Source organism: Pseudomonas sp. AK-TSAG1-1 (assembly GCF_056821665.1).
On the sequence record NZ_CM165965.1, the window covers coordinates 1,841,668 to 1,856,304 of the forward strand.

A 14,637-nucleotide genomic window follows, 5' to 3' on the forward strand; every position below is an offset into this window, starting at 1 on the left:
CGCCAATGGCGCTGCTAGAGTTCAAGGCAGCGATCAAGCCATTGGTCATGGATTTGCCTTGTCTGGCCGGGCTTCATTTTCCATTGCCGTGCAGCACTGTCGGCCCGTTCGAGTGAATAGCCGTGGAAAAACCCAGACGCAGGAAATTCGGCCTGGCCCTCGTCACCCTGGGGATCATGCTGCTCGCGCTGCTGCTGTGGTTGTTCTTCGCCTTCAATCAGCACAAACCCAAGCCGCCACCGCCCGCCGAGCCGGTGGCAGTGGTCGCTGTGAAGTTGCAGGATGTGCCGGTGTACATCGATGCGCTGGGCACGGTCACGCCGACTCGCAGTGTGACGGTGATTTCCCAGGTCGACGGCATTCTCGGTTCGGTCGAGTTCCAGGAAGGTCAGCAGGTGCGCAAGGGCCAGGTCATCGCCCGCATCGATGACCGCGCGCTCAAGGCGCAACTGCAGGTGGCCAAGGGCACGCTGATGCACGATCAGGCCTTGCTCGCCAACGCGCAGCGTGATCTGGCGCGCTATCGCGAATTGATCAAGGTCGGCTCCACCACCCGGCAAACCCTCGACACTCAGGCCTCGCTGGTGCAGCAACTGCAAGGCACGGTCGCCTCCGATCAGGGTAGCGTGCAGAACCTCGACGTGCAGTTGAGCTACTGCACCATCACCTCGCCGGTGGATGGTGTGGTCGGCCTGCGTCAGGTCGATCCCGGCAACTACGTGACCACCACCAGCGCCACCGGGATCGCAGTGATCACCCAGATGACCCCGGCCACCGTGGTGTTCGCCGTGCCCGAGGACGATCTGGGGGCGATCAATCAGGCCATGGCCAAAGGCGCAGTGACGGTGCTGGCCTACGACCGCAACAAGCACAATCTGCTGGCGACCGGCAGCCTGTTGGCGCTGGATAACCAGGTCGATACCAGCACCGGCACGATCAAGGTCAAGGCGCAGTTCAACGACGCGGGCAAGGCGTTGTTCCCCAATCAGTTCGTCAATGCGCGGCTCAAGGCCGACACCCTGAGCCAGATCAGCGTGGTGCCGACCCGGGCGATCCAGCACGGCAGCAAGGGCGATTTCGTGTTTGTGGTGGTCGACCCCGGCAACAAGGTCAGCCTGCGCAACATCAAGACCGGCCCGGCGACGGGGGATGTTTCGGCGGTGCTCGATAACGGCGTGAAGGCCGGCGAGCAAGTGGTCACCGAGGGCGCCGACAAACTCGACGACGGCTCTGCGGTGAAAGTCGTCGCGCAGTAGGAGGCGTAGCCCATGAACGTCTCGCGGCCCTTCATCGAACGCCCGGTTGCCACCACGCTGTTGATGGTCGCAGTGCTTCTGCTGGGCCTGCTCGGTTATCACCTGCTCTCGGTATCGGCGCTGCCGGAAGTCGATTACCCGACCATTCAGGTTTTCACCCAGTACCCGGGGGCCAGTCCCGAGGTGATCAGTTCGTCGATCACTGCGCCGCTGGAACGTCAGTTGGGCGAGATGCCGGGCCTCAAGTCGATGAACTCCACCAGTTCCGACGGCGCTTCGGTGGTGACCCTGCAGTTTGACTTGTCGCTGTCGCTGGACGTCGCCGAACAGGAAGTGCAGGCCGCGATCAACGCCGCCGGCACTTTCCTGCCGGCCAACCTGCCGTACCCGCCGGTGTACAGCAAGGTCAACCCGGCCGATGCGCCGGTGCTGACCCTGTCGCTGACCTCCGACGTACTGCCGCTGACCAAGGTCGAAGACCTCGCCGACACGCGGCTGGCGCAGAAAATCTCGCAGATCACTGGCGTCGGTCTGGTCACCATCAGCGGCGGGCAGCGCCCGGCGGTGCGGGTCGAGGCCAACACTTCGGCGCTGAACAATCTCGGCCTGTCCCTGGATGACCTGCGCACTTCGCTGGGCACGGCCAACGTCAATCAGGCCAAGGGCAATATCGACGGCAAGTATCAGGCGTATTCGATCGGTACCAACGACCAGTTGCAGTCGGCCGAGGAGTACCGCGACCTGGTGATTGCCTACAAGAACGGCGCGCCGGTTCGCCTGTCGCAGATCGCCAGTTCGACCCAGGGCCCGGAGAATCCACGGCAAGCCGCGTGGACCGACAGCACGCCGTCGATTGTCCTGAACATTCAGCGCCAGCCCGGCGCCAATGTGATCGACGTGGTCGACCGCGTGCAGCAACTGTTGCCCAAACTGCGCGCCAGTCTGCCGGCGACACTCAAGGTCAATGTGCTCACCGACCGCACGCAAACCATTCGCGCCTCGGTCACCGACGTGCAGTACGAGCTGGGCGTGGCGGTGCTGTTGGTGGTGATCGTGATTTTCCTGTTCCTGCGCAATCTGCCAGCGACGATCATCCCGGCGGTGACTGTGCCGCTGACCCTGGTCGGTACGCTCGCCGTGGCCTATGGGCTGGGCTTCTCGCTGAACAACCTGACGCTGATGGCGCTGACCATCGCCATCGGCTTCGTGGTCGATGACGCGATCGTCATGATCGAAAATATCACCCGCTATCTCGAAGCCGGCGACTCACCGCTGCAAGCGGCACTCAAGGGTTCGGAGCAGATCGGCTTCACCATTATTTCGCTGTCGGTGGCGCTGATCGCGGTGATGATCCCGTTGCTGTTCATGGGCGATGTGGTCGGACGGCTGTTCCGCGAATTCGCCATGACCGTGGCTGTGACCATCGTCATCTCGGCGCTGATCACCCTGACCCTGACGCCGATGATGTGCTCGCGCATGCTCAAGCACAGACACGAGGAGCGCCGGGTCGATTTCTTCGACCGGATCAACGGCTATTACGTCAAAGGTCTGGACTGGGTGCTGCTGCACCGCGGGCTGACATTGATTTCGGTGGTGTTCACGGCGGCGCTGACCCTGTTGATCATCGTGGTCATGCCCAAGGGGTTTTTCCCCGAACAGGACACCGGGCTGATTCAGGGCATTTCCCAGGCCTCGCCGAGTATTTCCTTTCAGCAGATGCAGGTCGAACAGCAGCGGCTGGCGGCGCGAATTCTCAAGGATCCGGCAGTGGCGAGCCTGTCGTCGTTCGTCGGCATCGACCAGACCAACCCGACGATCAATCAGGGCAACCTGCTGATCAACCTCAAGCCCCACGGTGACCGCGACAACAGCGCCGCAGTGATTCGCCGACTGTCCGATGCCAACGCCGATGACGCCGGGATCCGCCTGTACCTGCACAGCGTGCAGGACCTGACGCTCGACGCCACGGTCTCGACCACCAGTTATCGCCTCGGCCTGCAGGCCACCGATCCGGATGAGCTGGCGCTGTGGACCAACAAACTGCTGGTGGCGATCAAGCAGGACCCGATGTTCACCGATGTACAGAGTCAGGCGCTGCAGTTCGGCAATCAGATCCAGCTCAACTTCGACCGCGCCACGGCGTCGCGTCTGGGCATCACGCCGCAGGCCATCGATGACGTGCTGTACGACGCCTTCGGTCAGCGCCAGGTCTCGACCATCTACACCCAGCTCAACCAGTATCACGTGGTGATCGCCACCGACCATCCGCCGCGTAACCTGGCCGATCTGCTGACCGGGCTCTATGTCGATATTCCCGGAGGCGGGGTGGCGCCGCTGTCGAGCATGGCGACCATGCAGGTGATCCGCGCGCCGGTGACGATCAATCGGCTCGGGCAATTTCCCTATGCCGATGTGTCGTTCAACCTCGCCCCCGGGCAGACCCTTGGCGCGGCAGTGACGCGGCTCAAGGACATCGAAGCCAAGGCCGGCCTGCCGCTCTCGGTGCAGGCTAACCTGGAAGGCGCGGCGGCGACGTTCGAGGCGTCGCTGTCCAACCAGGTGTTTCTGGTGCTGGCGGCGATCATCGTCGTGTACCTGATGCTGGGGATACTCTACGAGAGCTTCGTGCACCCGGTGACGATTCTCTCGACCTTGCTCTCCGCGGCGCTGGGTGCCTTGCTGGCGCTGCTGATCACCGGCACGCAGTTCGACATCATCGGACTGATCGGCATCGTGCTGTTGATCGGGATCGTGATGAAGAACGGGATCATGATGGTCGACTTCGCCCTGGAGCTTGAGCGTGAGGGCGGACTCGATGCGGTGGCAGCGATTCGTCAGGCGGCCGAGCTGCGTTTCCGGCCGATTCTGATGACCAGCATGGCCTCGTTGTTTGGTGCGGTGCCGCTGGCGCTGGGTACCGGGATCGGCTCGGAACTGCGCCATCCGCTGGGCATCGCGATCATCGGCGGGCTGCTGTTGAGTCAGTTGCTGACGCTGTTCTCGACTCCAGTGATTTTCCTCGCCATGCACAGTCTGGAGCAGCGCTTCAGTCGGCGCCGGCCAGCGGTGGTCGAAGGCTATCGCGATGAACCTTAGCGCACCGTTCATCCAGCGCCCGATCGCCACCACGCTGCTGGCGGTGGGGCTGGCGCTGTTCGGCGTGCTGGCGTTCAACCTGCTGCCGGTAGCGCCGTTGCCGGAGGTGGATTTTCCCACCATCAGTGTGCGCGCATCACTGCCCGGGGCTGATCCGGGCACTGTCGCGTCGTCGGTGGCAACGCCGCTGGAACGCCAGTTCGGACAGATCGCCGGTGTCACCGAGATGACCTCGTCGAGTTCGCTGGGGGCGACGCGCATCACCCTGCAGTTCGACCTCAACCGCGACATCGACGGCGCGGCGCGGGATGTGCAGGCGGCGATCAACGCGGCACGCAGCAACCTGCCCAGCGACCTGTCCGGCAACCCGACCTACCGCAAGGTCAACCCGGCCGATTCGCCGATTCTGATCCTCAGTCTGACCTCCGACAGCGCCACACGCGGACAGATGTACGACGTGGCCTCGACGCTGCTTGAGCAACGCCTGTTGCAGACCACTGGCGTCGGCGACGTGACGGTGGGCGGCGCCGCCTTGCCGGCGGTGCGCATCGAACTCAATCCGGATCGACTCAACCGCTACGGCGTCAGCCTCGAACAGGTGCGCCAGGTGATTCAGGCGTCCAACGTCAACTTGCCCAAAGGCACGGTGTCAGTCGGCGATCAGTCGTATGGCCTCAAGGCTAACGACATGCTTTATCAGGGCACGGATTACGGCCCGCTGGTGGTGAAGAAAAACAATGGCGAGCTGGTGCGCATCGCCGATCTCGGCGACGTCACCGAAGACGTCGAAGACCTGCGCAACTTCGGCCTGTCCAACGGAAAACCGGCGGTGTTGCTGGTGGTGTTCAAGCAGCCCGGAGCCAATGTCATCGACACCGTCGACGCGGTGAAGGCCGACCTGCCGTTCTTGCAAAGCTCGATACCCTCGGCGATCAGGATCAACATCCTGATGGACCGCACCAGCACCATCCGCGCGTCGTTGCATGACGTGGAAATGACCTTGCTGATTTCCATTGCGCTGGTGACGCTGGTGACGTTCGCGTTCTTCCGCGACTGGCGCAGCACACTGATCCCGGCCATTGTCGTGCCGCTGTCGCTGCTCGGCACCTTCGGCGCGATGTACTTTCTCGGCTACAGCCTGAACAACCTGTCGCTGATGGCGCTGACCATTTCCACCGGGTTCGTGGTGGACGACGCGATCGTGGTGGTCGAGAACATCATGCGCCATCTGGAACAGGGCGAGAGCCGCGTGCAGGCGGCGCTGGCCGGTGCGCGCGAGGTCGGTTTTACGGTGATGACCATCAGTGTTTCGCTGGTGGCAGTGTTCATTCCCCTGTTGCTGATGGGGGGAATTGTCGGACGACTGTTTCGCGAATTTTCGATTTCGTTGTCGGTGGCCATCGTGATTTCGATGGTGGTGTCGCTCACGGTGACGCCGATGCTGTCCAGCGTGCTGCTGCGTACGCAACAGCAGGCAGGCGCCGCCGAGGATCACCCGGATTCGCGCTTTCACCGCGTCTACGACCGCACGCTCGGCTGGGTCGTCGATCACTCGTTTCTCATGGGCCTGCTGACGCTGCTGGTGATTGTGCTCGCGTGCGTGCTGTACGTGCTGGTGCCCAAGGGCTTCTTCCCGCAGGAGGACACCGGGCGCATGTCCGGCAGCATCATTGCTGCGCAGAGCATTTCCTTTGGCGCGATCCAGTCAAATTTCAGCGAGATCAACCAGAAAGTGCTGAGCAACCCGAATGTGGCCACCGTCGGTGGGTTTGTCGGCGGTGGAGGCGGGATCGGCGGCGCGGTCAACAGTGCGCAACTGTTCATCACCCTCAAGGCGTTGGCCGCGCGCAAGGACAGTGCCGATCAGGTCATTGCGCAGATTCGCCACACGCTGGGCGACATGCCCGGTACCCGTCTGTACCTGCAGTCGGCGCAGGACATCACCGTCGGCGGGCGGCAGAGCGGGGCGCAGTACCAATACACCCTGACTGCCGATGACCAGAGCACCCTCGATGAATGGGTGCCCAAGGTCGTCGCTGCGTTGCACGGCTTGCCGCAACTGACCGACATCAACACCGACCAGCAGGACAACAGCCTGATGGCCAGCGTCACCGTCAATCGCGATGCGGCGGCGCGACTGGGGGTGAGCATGTCGGCCATCGACCAGACGCTGTACGACGCCTTCGGTCAGCGCCAGGTGTCGACCATTTACCGCTCCGCCAACCAGTACCACGTGGTGATGGAAGTCGCGCCACCGTACTGGACCGACCCGACGACCCTGAAAAATATCTATGTGCCGGTGGGCACCGCGGCGGTCGCTGCCAAGGGCGCCGCCGTGGCACCGAATCTGAGTGCCAGCGCCGCGCAAGCGCTGGTGCCTCTGTCGGCGCTGGCGGATTATTCGGTCGGGCGCACGGCGATTTCCATCAGCCATCAAGGCACTTTTCCGGCGGTGACCGCCTCGTTCAATCTTGTGCCGGGAGTGTCTATCGGCCAGGCGACGGCGCTGGTGGACAACGCGGTGAAGCAGCTGCGCATGCCGGCCAGTGTGGTCGGCCAGTTCGCGGGCACGGCGCAGGTGTTCCAGACTTCGGTGGCCAGTGAGCCGTTGCTGATCGTTGCCGCGCTGCTCTCGGTGTACGTGGTGCTGGGCATGCTCTACGAGAGCCTCGTACACCCGCTGACCATTCTGTCGACCTTGCCGTCGGCCGGGGTCGGCGCCTTGATTGCGCTGCTGCTGACCGGCACCGAACTGTCGATCATCGCGCTGGTAGGGGTGATTCTGCTGATCGGGATCGTGAAGAAGAACGCGATCATGATGATCGACTTCGCCATCACCGAGCGCCGCGAATTCGGCCTGAGCGCCAAGGACGCGATCCGCCGCGCCTGCCTGATCCGCTTTCGGCCAATCATGATGACCACGCTGGCAGCGATTCTCGGCGCACTGCCACTGGTGCTCGGCAGCGGTTATGGCTCGGAACTGCGCCGACCGTTGGGGATTTCGATCATTGGCGGCTTGCTGTTCAGCCAGTTGCTGACGCTGTACACCACGCCGGTGATCTACCTTTGGCTTGACCGGGCGTCGCAGCGCCTGCGCAGGAGTACTTCATGAGTTTTCACCATTCCCCTGTGGGAGCGAGCCTGCTCGCGAAGGCGTCGTGTCAATCGACTTCCCTGTCGAATGTGAAATCGCATTCGCGAGCAAGCCCGCTCCCACTGTTGATCTTCTTTGGCTTGTTGTTGAGTGGCTGCATGGTTGGTCCGGATTATCAGAAGCCGGCAATCGAGCTGCCGCAGACGTTCAAGGAAGGCAACCAATGGCAACGCGCCCAGGCCAACCCGCAGGGCGCCATGGACAGCCAGTGGTGGCGGATCTATCAGGATCCGATCCTCAACGATCTGGTCGAACGCTCGGCCAGGGCCAATCAATCGATCATCGGCGCCGAGGCTGCCTATCGGCTGGCGCAGGCGCAGGTGGCGTCCAGTCGCGCGGGGCTGTGGCCGACAGTGGGCGTCGGGTTGTCCGGCGCGCGCGGCGTCGGCGGCGGGGCCAGCGGCAGCACCACCAGCGGCTTGACCGGCAGCAGCGGCGGCACCGTCGAGCAAACCGTCAGCGCGACCCTGAGCGCCAGTTGGGAGCCGGACCTGTGGGGCCTGGTGCGCCGCGGCATCGAGTCGAGCCAGGCCTCGCTGCAATCGTCCGATGCGCTGCTCGCCGGGGTACGGCTATCGATCGGCGCCAGCGTGGCGACCAATTATCTGGGGTTGCGGCAACTGGACATCGACATCGAACTGTTGCAACAACAGCAGACCATCAACCAACAGCTGTTGACGATGATCCAGGCGCAAACCGTGCAGGGCACGGCCACCAACGATCAGTTGCTGGTGGCGCAGGATCAACTGAGTACGGTGATCGCCGCGCTGCAAACGGCGCAGCGTTCCCGCGAGCAGGCCGAGCATGCGCTGGCGGTACTGGTGGGCATGGCGCCGGCGCAGTTCAATCTGCCCAGGGTTGCCGACTATCACTTCACCACGCCGATGCCGCCGCCAGTGTTGCCGTCGAACCTGCTGCTGCGGCGCCCCGATGTGGTCTCTGCCGAGCGCTTGGCGGCGGCTGCCAACGCGCGAATTGGTGTCGCCGAAGCGGCGTTCTTCCCGACCCTGAGCCTGACCGCTGAAGGTGGTTTTCGCGGCACGGCGCTGGGTGGCCTGTTCTCCGTGCCCAACCGCATCTGGACCCTGGGTCCGGCGCTGGCCGAAACCATTTTCGACGGCGGCGCCCGCGAGGCGGCCAAACAAGAGGCCGAGGCCACTTACGATCAGGACGTGGCGAATTACCGTGGCACCGTGCTCGGTGCGTTGCAGAACGTTGAGGACAACTTGTCGGCGATCAATCACCTGCACACCCAGGCGCAGGCGTACGAGCAGATGTTCCAGCGCAACCAGCAACTGTTCGGCAGCCAGCAGGCGCAACAGCGCGCCGGCACGGTCAGCCAGCAGGCGGTGCTGACCCAGCAACTGGTGCTGTTGCAGGCTGAGCAGAACCTGCGCGACACCCAGGGGTTGCTCAGCCAGGGCAGTGTTGCGCTGTTCCAGAGCCTGGGGGGCGGCTGGCAGGTGCCGTAGCATCTCGCTCCCTTGAGAGCGGCGCGGTATGCTGCGCGCACTTTTTTCACGTAGGGAAACCTGACCCATGGCAGGAAGCAGTTTGCTGGTGCTGATCGACGACATCGCCACCGTTCTGGATGATGTGGCGTTGATGAGCAAGATGGCCGCGAAGAAGACCGCCGGCGTGCTCGGCGACGACTTGGCGCTCAATGCCCAGCAAGTCAGCGGCGTGCGCGCCGAGCGGGAAATTCCTGTGGTCTGGGCGGTGGCCAAGGGCTCGTTTCTCAACAAGCTGATTCTGGTGCCGTCGGCGCTGGCGATCAGCGCGTTCGTGCCGTGGCTGGTGACACCGCTGCTGATGGTCGGTGGTGCGTACCTGTGCTTTGAAGGTTTCGAGAAACTCGCGCACAAGTTCCTGCACAGCAAGACCGAAGATGATGCCGACCACGCGCAGCTGAGCGCGGCAGTGGCCGAGCCGGCCACCGATCTGGTGGCCTACGAGAAGGACAAGATCAAAGGCGCGATCCGCACCGACTTCATCCTCTCGGCAGAAATCATCGCCATCACCCTCGGCACCGTGGCCGACGCGTCGTTGACCCAGCAAGTGATCGTGATGTCCGGCATCGCGATTGTCATGACTGTCGGCGTTTACGGCTTGGTGGCCGGCATCGTCAAGCTCGACGACCTCGGCCTGTGGCTGACGCAAAAATCCGCTTCGGCAGCAAAAACCATCGGCAACGCGATCCTGCGCGCCGCGCCGTACATGATGAAAGGCCTGTCGGTGATCGGCACGGCGGCGATGTTCCTCGTCGGCGGCGGGATCCTCACCCACGGCATTGCTGTGGTGCATCACTGGATTGAAAGCGTCGGTGCGGCCGCTGGCAGCGCCGGGTTTGTGGTGCCGGTGCTGCTCAATGGTGTGGCCGGGATTATCGCCGGGGGCGTGGTGTTGCTCGCGGTGAGCGTGGTGGGCAAATTGTGGAAGGCCGTGCGGGCGTAAGGCCGCCCGCAGGTGTTCATGCCGGGAGATCAGCGCCCTTGAGCAGGTGCTTCGACAGGTAATGCGCGACGGCTTCATCGGTGTATCGGCCGATGATCTCCGCCTCGGGCAGTGCCTGCCTCAACTCGGCATGTGCGTTGCCCATGAGCACGCCTTTGCCGACATCGGCCAACATGTCGGCGTCATTCATTGCGTCACCAAAAGCGATGCAGGCCTCAATGGGCACGTTGAGGAATTCGGCCAGTTGCTTCAGCGCATTGCCCTTGGAAACGTCTCTGGCCATGACCTCCAGGCACCATGGAAACGTGAACACAGTGCCGATCTGATCGCCCAGCTGTTGTTCCAGCCGCTCCTGCAGCCGGAGCAGGGCGTCATGATCCTTGCTGCGCTGAAAGAAAAACACTTTCTGCACAGCATGCACTGGCAGATGCTCGGCCGCGCAGAGTGTTGGCTGGAAGTCCGGGTTCTGGCTGAAGTCTTTCAGATTTTCGTCTTCTCGACTCATCAGCCAGCCGGATCGGCAGTAAAGGTTGATCGTCAGATCGGTGTCTGCTCGGGTTTCCTCAAGCAATGTCTGGACAACCGCAGTCGATAATTCTGCGCTCAGAGCAAGCCCGCCACAGGCGCTGGAAATGCGCGCGCCATTGGCGGTGATCAGGTGAACCGGTGGTGACTGGCTGTCGAGCAGCGACTCGACGTCAGCCTGATGGCGACCCGTCGCCAGCACGATGTGATGGCCTGCGCGGTTCAGGCTGTGAATCACGCTTTTGGTAAAGGCACCGAAAGTATCGCTTGGCAGCAGCAGCGTGCCATCCAGGTCAGAGGCAATAAGCAAGTACATCATGAGTCCTCGGAAGGGATCGCCTGCCCACCCGATTGCCGTCTGTGCGGACAATCGAGTGGCGTCGCAAGGCTACTGGCGTTCGAGTAATTTCAGAGATTGTGCTTTGGTGAAGGTCATCCGCTCTTCCAGCCGGTGATTGTCCTTTTCGTAGTAGATGCTCATGTCGGCATGCTCCTGCGGGACCGGAACAATGCGGTCGATCATCGGCAAGGTATCCATCAGCAACTGACGGGCGTACCCCATCGCGCGGGTATAGGTGTCGATCACTTCCTCGAACTCAGGGTAGATGCAGAAGGCTACCTGATTGAGGATCGGCCCCTCGTCTATGCCTTCGCTGATCTCGTGCAGCGTGGCGCCATGCATCCGCTCGCCATTCTTCAAGGCCCAGTTGACCGGACGTACGCCGCGGTATTTGGGCAGGTAGGAAAGGTGCAGGTTGATGATTTTCGCGCAGCAGTCGATGAAGCGCTTGGGCAATATCCGCTTGTGGAAAATGACCAGGCAGAGGTCGCAAGCGAAGGTGCCGTCGGCGTAACCTGGCAGGTCTTCGATCCGACCGCTCTCGATCACCTCGATGCCGTGCTCCCGGCAATACTCGATCAGCGTCCGTTCAGTGCTGACCGGCTCGAAAGGATCGGCTACCACGTACGACACGGTATGTTCGGGGGAGGCATTGAAGTATTCGCAGGCGAAGATGGCCAGTTCGCCCTTGCCGCAAATCACTACCTGCTCAGGCGAGTTCAACGGCGTTCTCCTTCGCGTGGCTGCTGATGTTTTTCTGCACTGCCAGGTCGTGCATCACGTCGCTCAGGGCCTGGATCAACCGGGCGTTTTCGTCAGGTGTGCGGCAGGACACGCGGAAGTACTTGTCGGAGTCGGTATTGCGTTTGCCCGAGCACTCCTTGATGTACATGTGGTGCTTGTCCAGCAACAACCTGGAAATGGTCTGGGCGTCAGAGTAATGAGCCTTGCAGTAAATGAAGTTTGCTTCGGTCTTGAAGCCGCTGATGCCCTCGATGGCGTCCAGTGCCTGTTGAAAGGCGCGAGTGTCGCTGATGACTTGTTGGCAGCTGGCCAGGTATTCCTGCTGGTATTGCGGCAGATGCAACAGGAACTCCTCGGCAAAACCGTTGATGTTCCAGATCGGCAGCAGCGAGTTGATCAGTGCCAGCAAGGTCTGGTTGGCGCTGGCCAGGTAGCCGATGCGAATACCGCCGATACCGAACGTCTTGCTCATGCTGCGAATCACCACCAGGTTGGGGTGTTCGTCGAGTACGTTGAGCAAGGTGCTGTCGGCGTGGTTGGAGAAATCGAGGAACGATTCGTCGACGATCAGTGAGATATCCAGTTCCAGCAACTGCACGGCGAGCGCCGACAGGGCCGAGGCGGGTGTCAGGGCGCCGGTCGGGTTGTTGGGCGATTCGATGATCACCACCTCAGGGCGCTGTTGCCGGCAGGTAGCGAGCAGCGCATCGATGTCGATCGCGAAGTCGTCCTCTTCCCGCGTGTAGTGGCAGAGCGTGCGCTGTTCACCGAAGACGTTGGCGTATTCGTTGAAGGACGGCACGGTCACGAGGGCGCTGCCGGCATACACGGACGGCAGCAGCTTGATGATTTCCGCTGCGCCATTGGCCACGCACAGGTGTCTCGGGGAGACGCCGAGGAATTCGCAGAGTGACTCCTCGATGAGTCGTCTGGCGCCGGGGTAGTTGAGGAAGATGTGATCAAAGTTGTCCTTGATCTTGTCTTTCATCTGCTGTGGCGGGAAATGAAAGTTGTAGATCAAGGCGAAATCCAGCATCGGGTAGCGCCAGTAACCGCCGTGGCGGTTCTGAACGAAGCCCAGGCGGTCACGACTGGAAATGTAGTTGCAGATCGTCAGGTCGTAATAGTTGTCGACCTCATACCATTCGGTTGCCGGGACGATGACTGTCTGAATATCCCACTTGCCCTCAAGCGATGCTTTCTTGAATACGTCTTCGTAGTAGGCGTTGAGGTTGTTTTTTCTGACGTTGCTGGCGAGTTGTTTTTTGATGTGCTCGGCGAACGTGGCTGACCCGACCTGGTACAGGTTGACGGTCTTGTACTGTCCGTCACGGGCCTCGTGGCCGATGTCCTTGGTCGAGCCGAAGCCTTGCAGCCGAGCGTCTTCGAGGATGGCGTAGGTGCCTTCCATGTTCTTGCCCAGCGGCGACACCAGGGCGACCAGATCCCCCGGCTTCTGCAGCAACTGTTGCAGGCTGGAGGCCGAGAAGTAAATGTCGCCCTCGATGATCAGGGTGTTCTGCGTAATGTGTTCGCGGGCCAGGTACAGCGAGTAGATGTTATTGGTCGTGGCCCAGTCAGGGTTGCTCACGAATTCGAAGTTGATGCCGGTGTCCATCGCCCGAAGATGAGCGGTAATGGTCTCCGACTGATAGCCGACCACGACGACTACGTGTTTGATACCCAGCGTTTCGAGGTTGTTCAGGGCGTTGTCGATGAACGCGATATTGTTGGTTTTCACCAAGGGCTTGGGCGTGTGGCGCGTGCGCTTGCCCAGGCGGCTTCCGCGCCCGGCGCAAAGAATGATGGCTGTCTGATTATTCATTGTAATTTCCTTATTTAACGAAAATGAGTCCGGGCACCACGTGCTGGTACATCCACACGCCGTCGATCCTGCCGTGAAAGCTCTCCTCGCCGCCGCTGTCTCCACCGGTCTTGATCCCGGCCCCGAGGCCGAATGTATGGAAGTTTTCCAGTACTCGACCTTCGCGGGTGACCGGGTTGAGTTGCTGGTTGGTGAGCAATCCGAAATCGTCCTGTTGCAGTTCCAGCGCCGTGCCATCGACATCCAGTATCGGCACCAGCCCGGCCTTGTATCCGGTGCTGTGAATCAGCAGGTCCGATTGCGCGATCAGGTTCAGGATCTGATCGGCGGAGGCCTGCGCGATGTCGACGATGTTCAGGTTGCGGATCAGGCCTTGTTTGATCTTGCGAGCGAACTCGAACGAGTCATATCGCAGGCCCGAATAACGATTGACCCTTTGGCTGGCCTGGCAGATATCGGCATCGACAAACGGATAGTGTTGCTCGCGCGCAGAGGCGGGGGAGTCGAAGAACAACTTGAAATCGCGCTTGGTCAGCAAGGTGATGGTGCCTGGAAAGTCCAGTTGCTCCACCAGACGGATCAGGCAGGAAACGGCGCTGTGCGAAGAACCGACGATGGCCAGGTTGCGGTATTTGCCGCTTTGCAGCGCCTGGTCGTGTTCACCCTTGAGCAGCGAATCCGAATTGATGTTGTGTTGCGGGTGCTGCAAGGTGGCTTGATTCAGCCGGCCACCGATGTTGAAGATGATTTTCTTGCACGTCGCCTGCACGCGCTGGCCATCGAGCAGATAGCTGACGCAGTAGTGACCCTGCGCGGTCAGGCGGATTTCGCTGACGGTCGACTGTGTGGAAATTTCAAAGCGTTTGTAGAGCGCCTTGTGCCGGGACACGTAGGTGCCGATGTGTTCGAGGAAGCGTCCGACATGACGCAGCTCTACCGCCTCACCCCGGCGTTCGGTGAAATACGTCCATTCTGGCGTGCCCTGCAGGAATCGACTCAAGTCGTCCGTGCGGTCCTGGAATTTTTCCAGAAAGACCCCGCCCAGCGAGTTGGCAGTGATCCGGTATTGACCGATTTCACCGCTGCCCAATGTGCTGGATTTCTCAAGTATCAGGCAGCGCTGTATCTGTTCATTCTGAATAAGATCAGGCAACAGCGAGATGTTGGCCGGGCCGGCGCCACATAGGATGAGGTCATAAATCGGCGTATTCATGAGGCTTTCCTGAAAGTTGAGAAGTTCGAG

At 61.5% G+C, this 14,637-nt stretch carries 9 protein-coding genes; 5 read left to right on the plus strand and 4 right to left on the minus strand.

The features are described from left to right. The first annotated feature begins 122 nt into the window (after positions 1–122). From AC1UK9_RS08455 to AC1UK9_RS08475, 5 genes are all read left to right on the plus strand, one after another. Complete coding sequence (locus AC1UK9_RS08455; protein WP_473014880.1) at positions 123–1,256, plus strand: efflux RND transporter periplasmic adaptor subunit; 1,134 nt, start codon at positions 123–125, stop codon at positions 1,254–1,256. 12 nt (positions 1,257–1,268) lie between these two features. Further along, complete coding sequence (locus tag AC1UK9_RS08460; protein WP_482579838.1) at positions 1,269–4,352, plus strand: efflux RND transporter permease subunit; 3,084 nt, start codon at positions 1,269–1,271, stop codon at positions 4,350–4,352. Continuing rightward, the gene (locus AC1UK9_RS08465) at positions 4,342–7,464 is read left to right on the plus strand and encodes an efflux RND transporter permease subunit (protein WP_482579839.1); all 3,123 of its coding nucleotides are present in this window, start codon (positions 4,342–4,344) and stop codon (positions 7,462–7,464) included. The genes AC1UK9_RS08460 and AC1UK9_RS08465 overlap by 11 nt, the downstream gene beginning before the upstream one ends. Before the next feature lie 140 nt (positions 7,465–7,604). Then, entirely contained in the window at positions 7,605–8,978 is a 1,374-nt protein-coding gene (locus AC1UK9_RS08470) for an efflux transporter outer membrane subunit (RefSeq protein WP_482579840.1), read from the plus strand. Positions 8,979–9,045: 67 nt separating this feature from the next. Beyond that, complete coding sequence (locus tag AC1UK9_RS08475; RefSeq protein WP_482579841.1) at positions 9,046–9,960, plus strand: DUF808 domain-containing protein; 915 nt, start codon at positions 9,046–9,048, stop codon at positions 9,958–9,960. A 16-nt stretch (positions 9,961–9,976) separates the two neighbouring features. Here the strand turns inward: AC1UK9_RS08475 and AC1UK9_RS08480 are convergent, their stop codons facing one another. The 4 genes from AC1UK9_RS08480 to AC1UK9_RS08495 all read right to left on the minus strand — a co-directional run bounded on the left by AC1UK9_RS08480 (position 9,977) and on the right by AC1UK9_RS08495 (position 14,607). Then, positions 9,977–10,804 carry a Cof-type HAD-IIB family hydrolase gene (locus AC1UK9_RS08480; protein ID WP_482579842.1) on the minus strand — a complete coding sequence of 276 codons (828 nt, stop codon included), beginning with the start codon at positions 10,802–10,804 and terminating at the stop codon, positions 9,977–9,979. Positions 10,805–10,873: 69 nt separating this feature from the next. Then, positions 10,874–11,548: a formyl transferase gene (locus AC1UK9_RS08485; RefSeq protein WP_473014885.1), complete on the minus strand. Its 675-nt coding sequence runs from the start codon at positions 11,546–11,548 to the stop codon at positions 10,874–10,876. After that, positions 11,535–13,394, minus strand: coding sequence for an aminotransferase class I/II-fold pyridoxal phosphate-dependent enzyme (locus AC1UK9_RS08490; RefSeq protein WP_482579843.1), 1,860 nt, complete (start codon positions 13,392–13,394; stop codon positions 11,535–11,537). Before AC1UK9_RS08490 ends, AC1UK9_RS08485 begins: the two co-directional genes overlap by 14 nt. A 10-nt stretch (positions 13,395–13,404) precedes the next feature. Then, positions 13,405–14,607 carry a hypothetical protein gene (locus tag AC1UK9_RS08495; RefSeq protein WP_473014887.1) on the minus strand — a complete coding sequence of 401 codons (1,203 nt, stop codon included), beginning with the start codon at positions 14,605–14,607 and terminating at the stop codon, positions 13,405–13,407. Positions 14,608–14,637: the final 30 nt, after the last annotated feature.